The organism is Dyadobacter sp. 676, from assembly GCF_040448675.1.
Lineage (GTDB): Bacteria > Bacteroidota > Bacteroidia > Cytophagales > Spirosomataceae > Dyadobacter.
Window position 1 is genome coordinate 250840 of the sequence record NZ_CP159289.1, and the last position, 17050, is coordinate 267889.

The following is a 17050-nucleotide window of genomic DNA, read 5'->3' on the forward strand; positions in this document are numbered from 1 at the left end:
TTTTTTGTCCAACCATGTCTCATTTTTGAGACATTTATAGATTTCCAACATGACCGATCAAGAAAACTTCGACGTTGTGATTATCGGCGGCAGCTATGCGGGCCTCTCCGCCGGCATGACCTTGGGCCGCGCCCGCCGGCATGTCGTTATCATCGATAGCGGCAAACCCTGCAACCGCCAGACCCCGCATTCCCATAACCTCATCACCCACGACGGCAAGACGCCCGCCGAAATCGCTGCGCTCGCACGGGAGCAGGTACTCGCCTACCCTACCGTGCAAATGCGTGCGGGAAGCGTCACCCAGATCCTGGGTAGTAATGGGGCATTTACAATCATTACCGATGCCGGGCAATCGGTGCAAGCCAAAAAACTGATTTTCGCGACCGGTATCCGCGACCTGATGCCCGAAATCCCTGGTTTCGCCGAATGCTGGGGCATCAGCGCGATCCACTGCCCCTATTGCCACGGCTACGAATACAGCGACGCCCGCACAGGTGTGCTGATGAACGGCGAAATGGCCATGGAATACGTAAAAATGATCCGTCACTGGACCGCCGATCTCACACTTTATACCAACGGCCCGGCCACTTTCGACGAGGCGGCGAGGAATAAGATCCGGTCCATCGGCGTGGAAATCATCGAAATGCCGCTCGTATCGCTCGACCACCACGACGGTTACCTACAAACGCTGCATCTTGCCGATGGCAGTACCCGCGACATCACCGCGCTCTACCATCGTCCTGCATTTGTACAACACTCGTCTCTGCCGGAGGAATTGGGTTGCGAACTCAATCCGCAGGGATTCATCAAAGTGGACGAAGCACAAAAAACAACAATCCCGGGCATCTACGCTGCCGGCGATAACAGCGGCGCATTCAGAGGGTTAACCGGCGCAATGGCCGCAGGAACCATAGCCGGCGCCCGGCTCAATCACGAATTAATCGATGAGGAGTACTGATTGCGCGTCGCAAATGAGGTAGCTTTGCAAAAAAGCTGTAAGCTTTAGGCTGTATGCTTTGAGCTTGAGGCGATAAGCTTATGGCTCGTGATAAACTTAAAGTTCGAACCTAAGGCTTACAGCTTACAGCCTAAAGCATTTACTATGTTCCCATTCAAAACCACCGCTCCCATTATCATTACCTGCTACAAACGTCTTGCGCCTTTTCTTGAAAGAGAGGTGACGGAGCTTGGTTATCGGGTGGAAGAAACTTTCGTAACGGGCGTGCGGCTGCGGGGGACTGTCAATGATTGTATCAAACTGAACCTTAACCTCTATTGCGCCAGCCAGGTGTTATATAGCCTTGGGACATTCAGCGCACGGCATCCCGATGACGTCTACCGCTTTTTGACCAAAATGCAGTGGGAAACCATCCTTGCCGACGACGCGTATTTCTCGGTGACGAGCAACGTCATGACGGCAACCGTGAACAATACCATGTTCGCGAACGTACGGGTAAAGGACGCCATTGTGGACCGTCTGCGCGAAAAACGGGGTTCACGACCGTCCACCGGCCCGGAGCTGAAAGGTGCGGTGGTGCATTTGTTCTGGAAGGACGATAAGGCCGAAATCTTCATCGATACTTCCGGTGAAACGATAGCGCGGCACGGTTACCGCAAAATCCCGGGCAAGGCACCGATGCTGGAAGCACTGGCCTCCGCCACCATTCTGGCCAGCCGCTGGGACCGCAATTCGGCGTTCGTCAATCCGATGTGCGGCTCCGGCACGCTCGCGATCGAAGCCGCACTGATCGCCACCAACAGCCGACCGGGGCTTTTCAGGGACAATTATTCGTTCATGCACTTGCTCGGTTACGACGAGGAGGTGTATTTCGAAGCGCAGGATAAACTGGAAGCTCAGATCATCGAAGCCCCCGAAGCGCGCATTATCGCCACCGACTACGACCAGAATGCGGTAACCAATGCCAAAAAGAACGCGATTGCGGCCGGTGTGGCGGACATGATCGAGTTCGATATTTGCGATTTTGCCGACACAGAGGTACCGCAGGACCACAAGGGCGTGTTTTTCGTCAACCCGGAATATGGCGAACGGCTCGGCGAGATCGGCGAACTTGAAGAAACTTATGGACGAATTGGTGATTTTATGAAACAGAAGTGTGGAGGATATTACGGATATGTCTTTACCGGAAACCTCGATCTGGCGAAGAAAATAGGCCTCAAAGCCAGGCGCAGAACCGAGTTTTATTCCGGAAAAATCGATTGCAGGCTCCTGGAATACGAACTTTATGAGGGATCCAGGCGAGGTTAGCGGCAGCCCTACGAAACTTGGCATAACATCCGCGGACTTTGGCATAATATTTAGATAATATAAGACATAACCATTTGGAAAATTGTCATGAAACAGTCACAAAGTTCAGGAACCATGCCGCAAGGACAGGTTCGGAACAAGCCTGAAAACAAGGACAATCTGGATAGCAGGCATCGTGAAGAAGAGATGGTAAAAGGTAATCATATTACCAGCAACCAAAAACAACGTCACAGTCTGGGAAAACAGGAAAGGTAGCGTAAAAGCACCTTATCAAATGGTTTAAGTTAAGACGAAGTCCGCATGAACGAACATCCGGACTTCGTTTTTTTATGCCCTCTTATGTACTCACAAATCGTCGCGCGCCGGCAACGGTTGCCACTTATGGGCTATTTTGGTATCGGTACAGGTCAGCCGGCTCCGGGGCTTCAAAGTCGCCGGTAGTGGTTCTCGGGTTGCTACCGATAAGCCGTCGCCGCCTGCGAGACGATTAACATACCCTCACGGTGCCAATCCCCAGCAATTTTCCCAGTTTATCTATCTTTGAACCGATATGGCCCACGCCCACCGCGCAATGGTGCGCCGGGCCATGGCTGTTCCATTCCTCCACAAAACGCTTCGCGCCAATCGAAAACCGGTAACGGCTGTTCGTATTCCCGATTTCCAAAATCGGCCCCGGTACCGATTCTCCCTCCGCCACCAGCAGGAATACCTCCCCTCCGACCGTCTCGACCACCGAAAGCAACGTCACCGGGCCGTGTGCTACGCTCATTTCCACCGACAACCCGTTTCCTACCTTTCCGTGGTATACCCGCAGCGGCTTCACCTTCGTCTTTCCCTGCGCAATGGCGATATGCCCGGGCCCATCGTGCCCCATAAGCACCACATCGTCTTTAAAATCCATCGCATAATACTCGGTGAATGACCCGCCGGCGCCAAAGCTGTCCATGATCTTCATTGCCTGCGCATTCTTGATTTCGTATTCCCCGGCTACCGGAATGCCGCGTGCCGTGAGCAGGGAGTTGCCGAGAATGACGGAACTCATCGTGTCCTCGTTCAATGGGTTGCCGGTGCCTTTATGGTAATAAGCTATGGAGCCGAGCCGGTGGTTGCCGACAAGCTTCTCCAATGCAACGGCTGTCCGCGCTGCCCTTTCCAGTTCAAACTCCGAACAATCGGGCTGGATGTCGAAAGTGGCCGCGAATGTCTGCAGCATTTCGCCGGTTTCGGCTTCCGTAACGTTTTCGCGCAATGCGGAGAGTTCGTCCACTTCGATTATTTCCACGTGTCCGCCGAAAGTGGCCGACTGCAATGTAAGGTTTGAATAAATGTCGAGCATTCCTCCATAGTAATTGCCCATTACACCGAGGCGGTTATGATACATGGTGTGTGCAACTTTCGCCGCGGCGATCCATTCGTTCACCTCCTGCCACACCGCAGGATCGTCGTTGAGCGTGCCCGTAATCTGATAAAACGGAACGCGCGAGCGGCGGAACACATTCGCGATCTCGGGAACCGGGCATGCCGAGCAATAGGCCAGCCACTCGCCTGTCATACGCGTGCGGTCGCCCAGGGAGTTGAACCAAGCGTAATCGATCGCAGGCTCCGGTGCCAGATTCAGCACGATTACCGGTACTTTGGCGCGAGCGACGACGGGCAGTACCGTAGACGACAATGCGTAGGTAGTTACGTAAAGGAAAATCAAATCCACGTCTTCGCGCCGGAACGTATGCCCCGCTGCCAGCGCTTTTTCGGGGGTATCGATGAGGCCGAGGTTAACGATTTCAGCGCCGTATCCGGCCAGCCGCTCCGCCACAACGCCCACATAAGCTTTTAACCGTGCTTCCAGGCCGTCGAATTGCTCCCAGTACGCTTCCAGGCCAATACCGAAAAGGCCTGCGCGAAGATGGTATCCATGTTGTTCTGTCATTTCAAATACAGGTTGTTGCCTTTTTAAAAAGTCCCAAACCCGAAGTCTTACTCATGGATTGTGTAAATATGACACCATTATTTCAAAATCAACATCGTCCCCACGCGATCCAATTTTCGCCGCGATTGGTCGTTCCTATGCTGGATTGCCGGCATTGACCGGCTCACACCGATAAAACCAAGACAGATGAGACGATATCTGATGGCGCTTATCCTCCTGACCGGCGCCGTTTCCTGCGAATGGATCGGCAATACGCCGAGTTTCGGCGACGACTTTATCACATACAATATCAAGGCGGGGAACCATGAAGTCGATCGCAACCTGAATACGCCGTTCACCGCCTCGTCCCTGCATTTCCAGGCACTTTTCGACAGCAGCTGCGTGTACAAAACGACCGTTCCAGAGAACCAGAACGATATCAACAAACTCTACGGCTTTTCCGATTGCAGCTCCCAGCACCAGAATAACAGCGCGCGTTTCGGCTGGAACTGGCGCGAGGGCGCACTGCGTATTTATGCCTACATATATGTGAACGGCGTACGCCAGGAACGCGAGCTCGGCACTTGCGAACTCAACGAACCCACGAGCTTCCGGATCGATATCCGCGATAATTCCTATGTTTTCACATACCGCGGTACCGAAACCGTAATGCCCCGCCACTGTTCCGGAGGCGTGGGTATCGCCTACAAGTTGCTGCCCTACTTCGGCGGCGACGAAACTGCACCTCACGACATCAGGATCAAAATCAGGAATTTATGATATTGGCATAAACCGTAATCGATTCCGGCGGCATGATTACCGGTCCGGCTTCCGCTTTTTCGGGCATCGTTTGCGGCCCGTTCCAGACGGTATCCGAAGAGGCGATCAGCTTATGCCAGGTCAAATGTGCAAATGGCAACGAGACCTCCCGCGGTGTTTTGGAAAAATTAAGGAAGGCCACTACATGCTGCCTCTCCCACACGCGTTCAACGATGATCAGCTCCTTTTCTTCAAAAACATCCGCCGATAAACCCTCGCGGTCGCATGCTTTCAGCACGGGCTGGGTTTTACGTAAGCCTATCCATTTCCTGTAATAACGCAACATAGTCCTGTGCGGCTCGCGGTCGATCAGATGCCATTGCACGCGGGAACGCTCAAACGTAGCGGCAGCCACGGGATCGGGTGCTTCGCCTTCGAGGTGAAATGCGGCAAATTCCTTTTTTCTACCTTTCCGGACAGCCTCCGCCAGTTCGGGATCGGTATGGCTCACGAAGTATTGAAACGGGTTAGGCTCCGACCATTCCTCCCCCATGAAAAGCAGGGGCACGAAGGGGCTCGCAAAGACCGCCCCCGCGAGTAATTTCTGCATTTCGAAACTCACCAGCCGGCTGGTACGCTCGCCCAGCATCCGATTGCCGACATGATCGTGGTTTTGGGAGAAAACAATAAACCGGTGCCCCGGAATGCCATCCGCTTTCATACCGAACTTTCTTTTCCGGTGGTCGGAATAAATGCCGTCGTACACGTACGCGTCACGATAAGATTTGGCAAGCGAAGCCACACCGTCGAAGTCCGAATAGTATCCGGTCCGCTCCTGTCCCGAGCTTACCCGCAGCGCATGGTGAAACTCGTCGACCCATTGCGCGTCCATGCCGTACCCCCCGGATTCAACAGGTTTTACAAAACGGGTATCGTTAAGGTCCATTTCGACGATCAGATAATGCTCCCTGCCCGTTTCCCTCGCAAGCTCATCGGTTTTTTCCCTGATTTCCTGCAAAATATGCACCGGACTGAAATCTTTGATCGCATGCACGGCATCGAGCCGCAGGGCGTCGATATGAAAGTCGCGAAACCACATCAATGCATTTTGTACGAAATAATGCCGCACCGCATCCGACCACGCGTCGTCGAAATTGACGGCCTCTCCCCAGGGTGTATTGTATTTGGCCGTAAAATAATGGCCGAACCGTTCCAGTACGTTTCCTTCCGGTCCGAGGTGATTATACACCAGGTCGAGGACAACCGCAATGCCCCTTTCATGGCACGCATTCACCAGATACTGCAAGCCGCCCGGACCACCGTAGGAATTCTGGACACTGTACGGGAACACGCCGTCATAGCCCCAGTTGCGCTCGCCGGCGAACTGTGAAACCGGCATAATCTCGATTGCGTTCACACCAAGCTCCGCCAGGTAACCGAGCTTTTCTGCTATACCCGCAAATGTTCCCTCCGGCGTAAACGTGCCGGTGTGGAGCTCGTAGATGATGTAATCTTTCATCGCAGGGTTCTTCCATTGGCCGTCCGTCCAACTGAACTTTCGCACGTCGAATGCGCCCGAAAGGCCATGTACGCCGTCGGGTTGGTGGAGGGTGGCCGGGTCCGGCAATGGGCCCTGATCGTCGAGCAGGAAGCCATATTTATCACCGGGCCGCAATGCGAACGTTTCCAGCGTCCAGAAGCCGTATGCCCCTTTTTCCAGGTCGAGCGGTAGCGAATCCCCGAATTTCAATTGTACTTTTTCTGCCTTTGGTGCCCACACGAGCACATTTGCCTCGCCCCGGTCGTTGAAAGTAACACCGGGTCTCACTCCCATCATTGCTTCGTAACTCATATCTTTTGTTCTTCCAATGCGTGTCTGAATACCACTACCGAACGGCTTTCCACCGAAAAACTCTCACCCGATCTCACCACCTGCCCGTCGTCGCTTACACAGGCGTCGGCGGTATCGATCACCTTGCGCCACTCACTGCCGTATTTTTCCGGCGGCAATGTATATTCGACGGGCTCGTAATGCGCATTGAATATCATATAAAAGCTATCGTCGTAGATCGGCCGGCCCTTGGGGTCCATGTGGCGGATCCCCTTTCCGTTCAGAAAAATACCCAGTGATTTCGCGAAATCGTGGTTCCAGTTTTCGTCGGGCATTTCCTCTCCATTGGGCAGGAACCACGCTATGTCTTCCAGGCCTATTCCCTTAATGGGCACGCCACGGAACCAATGCTTTCGCCTGAACGTAGGGTGTGCCTTACAGAATGCGATCAGTTTCCGGGTAAACGCCAGCAGTTCCTTATCCATCTTGTCCCAGTTGAGCCATGAAATTTCGTTGTCCTGGCAGTAGGCGTTGTTATTGCCATTCTGCGACCTCCCCCATTCATCACCTGCCACGAGCATAGGCACTCCCTGTGAAAGGAACAAGGTCGTCAGGAAGTTCCGCTTCTGTTTGTTGCGCAGCTCGATGACGCTCTTATCGTTGGTAGGACCTTCCGCCCCGCAGTTCCAGGAGCGGTTATGGCTCTCGCCGTCCCGGTTTTCCTCGCCGTTAGCCTCGTTACGCTTCTCATTATACGAAACCAGGTCGTTCAGGGTAAAGCCGTCATGAGCGGTTATAAAATTAATGCTTGCCGTAGGCAGGCGGTCCTCGCCTTTGTACAGGTCGGAACTGCCGGTGAAACGTTCGGCAAATTCGGCGAGCATACTGTCGGCGCCACGCCAGTAATCGCGCATACAGTCGCGGTAGCGGCCGTTCCATTCCGCCCAGCCGATCGGGAATTTCCCTACCTGATAGCCGTCGAAGCCGATATCCCAGGGCTCTGCAATAAGTTTGACCTGCGAAATCACCGGGTCCTGGTGGATAATGTCGAAAAAGGCGCTCAGCCTGTCGACCTCGTGCAGCTCACGTGCCAGGGTCGACGCCAGATCGAACCGGAAGCCATCCACGTGCATTTCGGTGATCCAGTACCGCAAACTGTCCATGATCAATCGCAATACGCTGGGCAACCTGGCATTCAGCGTGTTACCCGTTCCGGTATAATCCATATAATACCGGCCATCCATCAGGCGGTAATAAGCCAAATTGTCGATTCCCCTGAACGACAGCGTCGGCCCTAAATGGTTACCCTCCCCGGTATGGTTGTAGACCACATCGAGAATCACCTCGATACCCGCCTTGTGAAGCTCTTTCACCATATTCTTGAACTCTTTCACCTGCTCCCCGTAAGCCCCCGAACTACTGTACCGGACGTCAGGAGCAAAAAAACCGATCGAATTATAGCCCCAGTAATTGGAAAGCCCCCGCTCCTGAAGGTGCCTGTCGGATATAAAATGATGCACCGGCATGAGCTCCACGGCATTGACCCCCAACTTTTTAAGATAAGCAATGCTTTTAGGGTGCGCCAGGCCGGCATATGTGCCCCGGATCTCCTCCGGAATGTCGGGATGCAGGAAGGTAAAACCCTTTACATGCAGTTCGTAAATAATGGTGTCATGGTAAGGGATTTCGGGCGCGGTTACGCCTTCCCAGTCGAAGGTATGGTCTACCACCACTGATTTCGGTATGTAGGGTGCGCTATCCAATTCACTGTAACTGAGGTCTTCTTCCGTATCGCCTATGTTATAGCCAAACAGCGCGTCGTGCCATTGTACGGTACCCGAAATAGCCTTCGCATAAGGGTCGATCAGCAACTTGTTCGGGTTAAAACGCAGTCCCACAGTGGGTTCGTAAGGCCCGTGGACGCGGTACCCGTACAGCTGCCCCGGTTTCAGGCCGGGAACGTAGGCATGCCATACATGGTGCGAAACTTCCCTGATCTGTATTTTAATGTGTTCGGTTTTCGCATCCGGGCTGTCGAACAGGCACAATTCCACACCTGTGGCGTTCTCGGAATACAGCGCAAAATTTACCCCTTTCCCATCCCAGATCGCACCCAGGGGGTACGGTTCGCCCGGATAAACCGCGACATCGTTTTCTTTGGATTGATCGATTAGCTTTTTATTGGCAATCTTCTTCATATCAGTCTGTTTGCGTTGGAGAAAACGCCATCCCGACCCGCATTCGCTTTTTCTTCCGGCCGTGCCGGAAGAACCATTTCGTCGGGAAAAGTGGCGCTAGTACACGTTTTGATACAAAATTATGCCAACAGCCGCCGAACATTTCCGGGAAGAAATTCCCCAATTGCCGCACGGTTACATCAAATTTCCGGTACTCATGGACACAACACAGCTGCTCGACACTTTCCGTTTTCTTGAAAAAGTATCCGGGTTCAACGAGGACACGGAATACGACCCGGCCGATCAGAAATTCATCGACATACTGGTGACCTTGGCCAGGGAGCGAAATAAAAAGGCTATTGTCGAGGACTTTAATAAGCCATTTTTGCATCCGATGGTGACCGTGCAGCAACGTGTGGAGGAGCTCAAAGAACTGGTAAGACAGGCGTTGCCTGCCCCTCCCGCTGACGGCGGCGCATAGTTCCGGACAAAAAGTGAGCTGCCGGGGCCCGTGTTGGTACAATTTTTATGCCGCATGCTTGCACATACAAGCATGGAAGCACTTTGTACACGCACTGCCCTTTACGTAAAGCGAGCCAACCGTATATACACTCCGGTGCTTCGACGATTACCCGATTTTAGTGCCCATTTTACCCGAAACCATGATCCTCATTGTCGACGACAGGCCGGAAAACATTTTACCGCTCAAAAAAATCCTGGAACTCCACAATTTCAAAACCGACACCGCAGAGTCGGGGGAAGAAGCACTGAAAAAAGTGCTGAGCACGACCTATTCGGTGATCATCCTCGACGTACAAATGCCGGGTATGGACGGTTTCGAAGTGGCGGAAGCCATCGCCGGTTTCGGAAAAGCGCGCGATACACCGATCATTTTCCTTTCGGCAGTCAACACGGAAAAAAAATTCATTACAAAAGGCTACACCTCGGGCGGGATCGACTACCTCACCAAGCCCGTCGACCCCGACATTCTGCTGCTGAAAGTCAAGACGTTTTACAGGCTTTTCGAGCAGCAGCAGGAGTTAAAAGCGATCCAGGAATCGCTCCGCACCGAAATCGATATCCGCAAACACGCCCAGGAAGAGCTTGCGGCCCGTATGGACGAGCTTCCAGTTCATCCTTGAATCGCTCCCGCAGATCGCGTTCACGATCCGGACGGACGGGAAGATCGAATACGTGAACAAGCACTGGTTCCAGTACTCGGCCGACACGCAGGCTTTTCCCGATATTCATCCGGACGACCACATTTGCGACCAGTGGCAGAAGCATTTTGAAAATGGTCTCGAATTTTCGGGCGAAACCCGTCTGAAACATCTTACGACCGGCGATTACAAATATTTTCTGCTCAAAATAATTCCTGTCCTGCAACACGGCGCAATCGTCCGCTGGGTAGGTACTTTCACCGATATCCACCAGCAAAAAATTGCCAACGAGATACTGGAACATAAGGTCGAATTGCGAACGAGGGAACTTCTGGACAAGAACTCCGAGCTTGAAACGACCAATCACGAGTTGCAGCAATTCGCCTGGGTGGTGTCGCACGACCTCAAAGAACCTCTCCGTAAAATACAGACATTCAGCCATTTGATCAAAGATAAATACCTCACCGGAAACGACGAAGCCATCTCGTATCTCAACCGTTCGATCAGCTCTTCGGCACGGATGTCGCGGCTCATCAGCGACCTGCTCGATTACTCGCGGCTGTCGGTAACCGCTCATTTTCAGCCTACCGACCTCAATGCACTGCTGGACGAACTGCTTGCCGATTTCGACGAAACCATCCGCGAGAAAAAAGCCATCATCCGCAGGGCGCACTTGCCCGTGGTGGAAACGATTCCCAGCCAGATCCGTCAGGTGTTTCAAAACCTGATCAGCAATGCATTGAAATTCTCCCGGCCGGACGTAGCCCCGCAGGTCGACATCCGCTGCGAAACCATCCCTCATAAGGAATTGACGGGCGCCACGTCGCCGGGCGGTCCTTTTTGCAGGATTACCATCGCCGACAACGGCATAGGCTTCGACGAAAAGTTCCTCGACCGGATTTTTGTCATTTTTCAGCGGCTCAATAATATTAACGCATACGAAGGCACGGGCATCGGGCTCGCCATCGCCAAAAAGATCATGGACAAGCATAACGGGCTGATATCCGCCCGGAGCACCGAAAACGAGGGTTCCGAGTTCATTCTGGTGCTTCCGTTTGTCCAGGAGCAAGCTCCCGCACCCGTAAAAACCGAAAATTAGCCGACCCTTATCTATGAAGAAAGTCTCCAATTCGATCATCCAGCAATTACAGATCGTATTTTCCTTCTCCATTCTGCTCCTGTTTTTCAGCCTTCTCGCGTCGTATTACAGCACGCAAAAGCTGATCAATAATTCGGAGCTCGTGAACCATACCAACAAGGTGCTCATCGAAGCCGAAGCCATTATGTCGCATATGAAGGATGCGGAAACCGGTCAGAGAGGGTTCCTGATCACGTCCGATCCACAGTTTCTCAAACCATACGAAGGCGCATATGAAAAAACCACCGACAGCTACAACAGCCTGGTGGAGCTTGACCTCCGACAACCCCGTGCAGCAGAAAAACCTCCGTGAGGTAAAAGCGTTGTACGAAGCCAAATTCGGCCAGATGCAGAATATCATCGATATGGCCAAAAAGAACAACAACTTCGCGAACGACACCGAAGAGCGGCTGCGGGAAATGATAAGGGGCAGAAAAATTATGGACGACCTGCGGCTTACCATCGAACGAATCAAGGAAGACGAAAATGCAATGCTCTCGGAACGGCTCGAACAACAGCAGATTTATATCAAATATACTCCTATCCTGCTGATTGCCGCCGCCCTTATATCGATCCTCATCACGATTTCCTCATACATGCGCATCCGCGCCGACATGGGCAAGCGCATTGCACAGCAGCAGCTCGACGAGGAGAAGTATGCTGAAACCAACCGTCGCATCGGCCATATCGAACAGGTTACCCGAAGGGTTTCTGAGGGCGATTATTCGGCGAGAAGCCTGGACGAAACCGACGATGAGCTCGGCCGGATTTCAAGCGCCCTGAACACTATGGCCAGTTCTCTGGAACAGACGTTCAGCGACCTCAGCGTCCAGAACTGGTTACAAGCCGGCGAGGTGCAGATCAACGACGCGATCCGCGGCGAACGGGTCCTCAAAAAACTGGCCGCAAACCTGATCAACACCCTGACGTCCTATTCCGGTGCGAGCCTGGGCACGATCTACATCCTCGATGCCGACTGGCAATTCAGCCTGGCAGGCAGCTTCGCCGCGCAGGACGCGCCCCGTACTGTGGTGCCGCGACAAGGGCTGGCGGGCCAGGTCATCGAGACGAAAAAACCGCTGCTCGTCCGCGACGTACCCGAAAATTACATCAAAGTAACATCCAGCCTCGGCGAAGCGAGCCCCGCCGCGCTGGCAATCCTTCCGCTGGTGTATTCCTATGAGTGCATAGGGTTAATCGAGCTGGCATTTCTTAAAACGCCGGAAGACCTTACAATGCGTTTCCTGGAAGAAAACCTAGAAACCATCGCTAGCGGCATCAATTCGGCATTAGATTATGTGAAACTTCAGAACTTTCTGGAAGAAACACAAGCCCAGGCGGAAGAACTTCCAGACGCAGCACAACGAGCTGGAAAACCTGAATGCGGAACTGGAAGCGCAATCGCAGAAATTGCAGGCCTCGGAAGAAGAATTGCGGGTACAGCAGGAAGAATTGCAGCAGACCAACGAAGAACTGGAAGAGCGGAGCGCGCTGCTGGAAGAAAAGAACATAGAGATCCAGAAAAAGGCCGAAGAGCTTGAATTGACCACGCGGTACAAATCGGAGTTCCTCGCGAATATGTCGCACGAACTGCGCACCCCGCTGAACTCCATCCTGCTGCTGAGCCGATTGCTGGCTGAAAATGACAACAAAAACCTGACGGAAGAGCAAATCGAATATGCGACGGTAATCCAGTCGTCCGGCAACGGGCTGCTGGGGTTGATCGACGAAATCCTGGACCTCTCGAAAATCGAAGCCGGGAAGATGGAGCTGGACTATGTGAATGTGTCCGTCAAGGAAATTTGCGACGACATGAAGGGCTTGTTCGCCCCGGTTGCCCGCGAGAAAGGGCTCGAATTTTCCATAACAATGGAAAATGGGGTTCCGGCTGTAATCGAAACGGACAAAATGCGGATGGAACAAATCCTGAAAAACCTCATTTCCAATGCTTTGAAATTCACTTCGAGGGGATCGGTAAGCATTTCGATTAAACCGCAGGAAGGCAATGACAAAATGTTGTGCTTCGCGGTTCGCGACACGGGAATCGGCGTGCCTCCGGAAAAGCAGCACCATATTTTCGAGGCGTTCCAACAGGCCGACGGCTCCACCAAACGCAAATACGGCGGCACCGGCCTGGGCTTGTCGATCAGCCGCGAACTGGCCAAGCTGCTCGGAGGCGAAATCTCGCTCACAAGCATCGTCGGCCAGGGCAGCGAGTTCACACTTTTTGTGCCGGTCGGGCCTTCATATGCCACCAGCCAGCCGGAAACCGCCAATTTCTTTGCGAGCCATGCCGAAGAAAAAACGCCAAAACCGGCAACGAAACCGGAAAACCGGTTCATCAGCACGGTTATTCCCGAAAGCATTCCCGACGACCGCACAACTATCGGAATTACCGACAAATCGATACTGATCATAGAAGACGACACATTTTTTGCCAAGTCATTGCTCGATTACACCCGTAAACAGGGCTACAAAGGCATTGTGGCCGTTCGCGGCGACGAAGGCCTTGAACTGGCACGCACGTTCAGGCCGATGGGCATCCTGCTCGACATCCAGCTTCCGGTGGTAAGTGGCTGGGATGTAATGGATCAGCTTAAAAACGACCCCGAAACGCGGCACATTCCGGTACATATCATGTCGTCGCACCGGATGAAAAACGAGAGCTTGCAGAAAGGCGCGATCGATTTTATCGACAAGCCCGTGGCGATCGAAAGAATGGACGAGATTTTCCGGAAAATAGAATATGTGATCAGCAGGAAATCGAAGAAAGTGCTCATCGTAGAAGATAATTCGATGCACGCCAAGGCGCTGGCCTACTTCCTCGGCACGTTCGATATTCATTCGGAGCTGAAAAGCGACATCAGGGACGGTATCAATGCACTTTCGGGCAACGAGGTCGACTGCGTGATCCTGGATATGGGAATTCCCGACAAAAAGGCCTACGACATGCTGGAAGAGGCTAAAAAGAACCCGGATTTCGAACATATTCCGATTATCATTTTCACCGGAAAGAGCCTTTCCATGACCGAAGAGCTGCGGATCAGGCAATATGCCGATTCGATTATCGTCAAAACGGCGCATTCCTACCAACGTATGCTCGACGAGGTGTCGCTGTTCCTGCACGTGGTGGAAGAGAACAAGAAAAACGCGCGGCAAAATACCGAAACCAGGAAGCTAGGCGGATTAGGGGAAATTCTGAACAATAAAACGGTGCTCATCGCCGACGATGACGTGCGGAACATTTTCTCGCTATCCAAATCCCTGGAAAACTATAAAATGAATGTCCTGACGGCGCTGGACGGCAAGGAGGCATTGCAAAAACTGCAAGAAAACCCGGGTGTGGACGTCGTGCTGCTGGATATGATGATGCCGCAAATGGACGGCTACGAAACTGCCAGGCGTATCCGCGAAAACCCGCAATGGCGAAACCTGCCCGTGATTGCCGTTACAGCCAAGGCCATGACCGGCGACCGTGAAAAATGCATCAACGCCGGCGCGTCCGACTACATTACCAAACCCGTGGATATCGACCAGCTGATGTCGCTGCTGCGCGTCTGGCTTTACGAAAAATCCTGACCCTCACAATGGAAAAGAAAAAGATCATGATCGTCGATGACGATGCCCGGAACATTTTCGCTTTGAAGGCGACCCTCCGCGCAAAGGGGTTCGAATGCATTGCCTGCTCGGGCGCGGGCGAGGCGCTGGATATCCTTCGGACCGTCACACCCGTTGACGCCGTGCTGATCGATATGATGATGCCCGAAATGGATGGTTACGAGGCCATTCCACTGATTAAAGGCCTGGAAAACCGGCAAACCATGCCGGTAATCGCCGTTACGGCACAGGCGATGGTAGGCGACCGCGAAAAATGCCTGGCGGCGGGCGCCGACGACTATGTTTCCAAACCGATCGATGTCGACAAACTTTTGAACATCCTTAGCACCGTATGAAGGCATGATAGAAGAGGAAAACATCGATCTTTTGCTGAATGACCTGTTCGACATCTACGGATACGATTTCACACGGTACTCGCGCGCTTCGCTGAAACGCCGCGTGGTACGACTTTGCTCGCTCGACAAATTCCCCAGTTTCGCGGAATTGCGCTACCGTGTGCGAAACGACCCTTCCTATCTGAAACGGTTCGTGGAGGAAATCACGGTGAATGTGACCGAAATGTTTCGTGACCCGTCGTTTTACAAATCGCTGCGGGAAGAGGTACTGCCTGTTCTGGGCACGAAGCCTTTTATCAGGATCTGGCACGCGGGGTGTTCGACGGGCGAAGAGGTGTACTCGATGGCGATCCTGCTCAAAGAGGCCAATTTGCTGCGCCGCTCCCTTCTGTATGCCACCGACCTCAATCCCGGCGTTTTGGAAAAAGTAAGGAAAGGCATATTTCCCCTTGGATTGATGAAGCAGTATTCGGAAAGCTACATCGCGTCAGGTGGCACGCATGATTTTTCGGGTTACTACACTGCCCAGTACGGTCAGGCCAAGTTCGATAACGAGCTGTCGGAAAAGATCATCATCTCGACCCATAACCTGGTGTCGGACAGCTCGTTCAACGAATTCGATTTGATCCTCTGCCGTAACGTACTGATTTACTTTGACAAAGATTTGCAGGACAGGGTATTGAAACTTTTCGACGCAAGTCTCGGAACGCTTGGTTACCTGGCGTTGGGCACCAAGGAGACATTGAAATTCTCGGCGATACAAAACAAGTTCAAGCAACTGAACCGGGAAAAAATATGGAAGAAAATCAACTGAAAAATACGTGTGAATTACTGCTGATCGGCGGTTCGGCAGGCAGTCTTGAAGTACTGTTCAAGCTCCTTCCGCTCCTGCGTGCCGGATTGGGGTTTCCGGTGGTGCTGGTACTGCACCGGCGCAATTCGGCAGACTCCTCGCTGTCGGACCTGCTGGCTTCCAAAACCCCGAACCCGACCCGCGAGGTGGAAGACAAAGATCCGGTAATACCGGGCACGATCTATCTGGCCCCCGCCGATTATCACCTGCTCATCGAGCACGAACGCACCTTTTCGCTCGACTACTCCGAGAAAATCCATTTCAGCCGTCCGAGCATCGACGTCACATTCGAATCCGCCGCGGAAGTGTACGGGAGCCGCCTGGTTGCGATCCTGCTTTCCGGCGCCAACGAGGACGGTTCGGAAGGATTGGCCGCGGTGAAGCAGGCCGGCGGCATTACGGCCGTACAAAATCCCGACACCGCCCAGATGCCTTTCATGCCGCATTACGCCATGACCCACCTGCACGTGGATTACGTTTTCGACACCATTCAAATGGCTTCTTTTATCAACGAGTTGGAATAATATTTTTAGCAATCGTTGATTTGTACCATAAAAGCGGGATTCAGTCTTTCTTTTTAAACGGGTTTGTGGGGAAATTTGTAGGGAGATTAAAACAGTAAGATCATGGCAAAGCCCAATAAAATATACAGCGTTTTGTTCAACAAATGCCCGCGATGCGGCCAGGGTGATTTCTTCATTACAAAAAGTGCCTACAACCTGCGGAACTTCGACAAAATGAACCGCTATTGCCCTCACTGCGGTGCCGACCTGGTACCCGAGCCCGGGTTTTATCAGGGAGCGCTTTACATCAGTTACGCGTTTTACGTGGCATTCATGGTGATTTACTTTCTGATATTCGTCAATTTCTTCAAGGAATACCTCGACTATTTCCTGGTAAGCATTATCCCGATCCTCGTGATCCTGACACCGCTTTTTTACCGCATGGCGCGCAGGACCTGGCTGGCGCTGTTTATTAAGCCGGTTTCAACCGAAGAACGCGCGTAG

Annotated in this window: 17 protein-coding genes; 14 read left to right on the forward strand and 3 right to left on the reverse strand. The window is 52.8% G+C overall.

What is annotated here, in order from left to right; genetic code table 11:
- The first annotated feature begins 49 nt into the window (after positions 1-49).
- The 3 genes from ABV298_RS01290 to ABV298_RS01300 all read left to right on the forward strand — a co-directional run bounded on the left by ABV298_RS01290 (position 50) and on the right by ABV298_RS01300 (position 2521).
- On the forward strand, positions 50-958 hold the full coding sequence (locus tag ABV298_RS01290) for an NAD(P)/FAD-dependent oxidoreductase (RefSeq protein WP_353720397.1): 909 nt from the start codon (positions 50-52) through the stop codon (positions 956-958).
- 144 nt (positions 959-1102) lie between these two features.
- Positions 1103-2266: a class I SAM-dependent RNA methyltransferase gene (locus tag ABV298_RS01295; protein WP_353720398.1), complete on the forward strand. Its 1164-nt coding sequence runs from the start codon at positions 1103-1105 to the stop codon at positions 2264-2266.
- Positions 2267-2353: 87 nt separating this feature from the next.
- On the forward strand, positions 2354-2521 hold the full coding sequence (locus ABV298_RS01300) for a hypothetical protein (RefSeq protein WP_353720399.1): 168 nt from the start codon (positions 2354-2356) through the stop codon (positions 2519-2521).
- A 232-nt stretch (positions 2522-2753) separates the two neighbouring features.
- Here ABV298_RS01300 and ABV298_RS01305 read toward each other — a convergent pair whose 3' ends face one another.
- Positions 2754-4193, reverse strand: coding sequence for an arabinose isomerase (locus ABV298_RS01305; protein ID WP_353720400.1), 1440 nt, complete (start codon positions 4191-4193; stop codon positions 2754-2756).
- Positions 4194-4379: 186 nt separating this feature from the next.
- On the opposite strand from ABV298_RS01305, the gene ABV298_RS01310 reads away from it, so the two are divergent.
- Positions 4380-4952, forward strand: a complete 573-nt coding sequence (locus ABV298_RS01310; protein WP_353720401.1) for a hypothetical protein — start codon at positions 4380-4382, stop codon at positions 4950-4952.
- Here the strand turns inward: ABV298_RS01310 and treZ are convergent.
- Both treZ and glgX read right to left on the reverse strand, forming a co-directional pair.
- Positions 4939-6783: a malto-oligosyltrehalose trehalohydrolase gene (gene treZ, locus ABV298_RS01315; RefSeq protein ID WP_353720402.1), complete on the reverse strand. Its 1845-nt coding sequence runs from the start codon at positions 6781-6783 to the stop codon at positions 4939-4941. The two genes, ABV298_RS01310 and treZ, sit on opposite strands and share 14 nt — an antisense overlap.
- Positions 6780-8960 carry a glycogen debranching protein GlgX gene (glgX, locus tag ABV298_RS01320; RefSeq protein WP_353720403.1) on the reverse strand — a complete coding sequence of 727 codons (2181 nt, stop codon included), beginning with the start codon at positions 8958-8960 and terminating at the stop codon, positions 6780-6782. Before glgX ends, treZ begins: the two co-directional genes overlap by 4 nt.
- 196 nt (positions 8961-9156) lie before the next feature.
- Between glgX and ABV298_RS01325 the strand changes: the two genes are divergently transcribed.
- The 10 genes from ABV298_RS01325 to ABV298_RS01370 all read left to right on the forward strand — a co-directional run bounded on the left by ABV298_RS01325 (position 9157) and on the right by ABV298_RS01370 (position 17050).
- A complete protein-coding gene (locus ABV298_RS01325; protein ID WP_353720404.1) occupies positions 9157-9420 on the forward strand; it encodes a hypothetical protein in 264 nt (87 codons plus the stop codon).
- A 181-nt stretch (positions 9421-9601) separates the two neighbouring features.
- A complete protein-coding gene (locus ABV298_RS01330) occupies positions 9602-10081 on the forward strand; it encodes a response regulator (RefSeq protein ID WP_353720405.1) in 480 nt (159 codons plus the stop codon).
- Positions 10044-11198 (forward strand): ATP-binding protein, encoded by a 1155-nt coding sequence (locus ABV298_RS01335; protein WP_353720406.1) that lies wholly within the window; start codon positions 10044-10046, stop codon positions 11196-11198. Before ABV298_RS01330 ends, ABV298_RS01335 begins: the two co-directional genes overlap by 38 nt.
- A gap of 13 nt (positions 11199-11211) precedes the next feature.
- Positions 11212-11550 (forward strand): CHASE3 domain-containing protein, encoded by a 339-nt coding sequence (locus ABV298_RS01340; RefSeq protein ID WP_353720407.1) that lies wholly within the window; start codon positions 11212-11214, stop codon positions 11548-11550.
- On the forward strand, positions 11471-12778 hold the full coding sequence (locus ABV298_RS01345; protein ID WP_353720408.1) for a GAF domain-containing protein: 1308 nt from the start codon (positions 11471-11473) through the stop codon (positions 12776-12778). The genes ABV298_RS01340 and ABV298_RS01345 overlap by 80 nt, the downstream gene beginning before the upstream one ends.
- Before the next feature lie 37 nt (positions 12779-12815).
- Positions 12816-14816, forward strand: a complete 2001-nt coding sequence (locus ABV298_RS01350) for a response regulator (protein WP_353723121.1) — start codon at positions 12816-12818, stop codon at positions 14814-14816.
- Positions 14817-14824: 8 nt separating this feature from the next.
- Entirely contained in the window at positions 14825-15190 is a 366-nt protein-coding gene (locus tag ABV298_RS01355) for a response regulator (RefSeq protein ID WP_353720409.1), read from the forward strand.
- 4 nt (positions 15191-15194) lie between these two features.
- On the forward strand, positions 15195-16004 hold the full coding sequence (locus tag ABV298_RS01360) for a protein-glutamate O-methyltransferase CheR (RefSeq protein WP_353720410.1): 810 nt from the start codon (positions 15195-15197) through the stop codon (positions 16002-16004).
- Positions 15986-16567, forward strand: a complete 582-nt coding sequence (locus tag ABV298_RS01365; protein WP_353720411.1) for a chemotaxis protein CheB — start codon at positions 15986-15988, stop codon at positions 16565-16567. Before ABV298_RS01360 ends, ABV298_RS01365 begins: the two co-directional genes overlap by 19 nt.
- A gap of 102 nt (positions 16568-16669) precedes the next feature.
- Positions 16670-17050 (forward strand): DUF983 domain-containing protein, encoded by a 381-nt coding sequence (locus ABV298_RS01370; RefSeq protein WP_353720412.1) that lies wholly within the window; start codon positions 16670-16672, stop codon positions 17048-17050.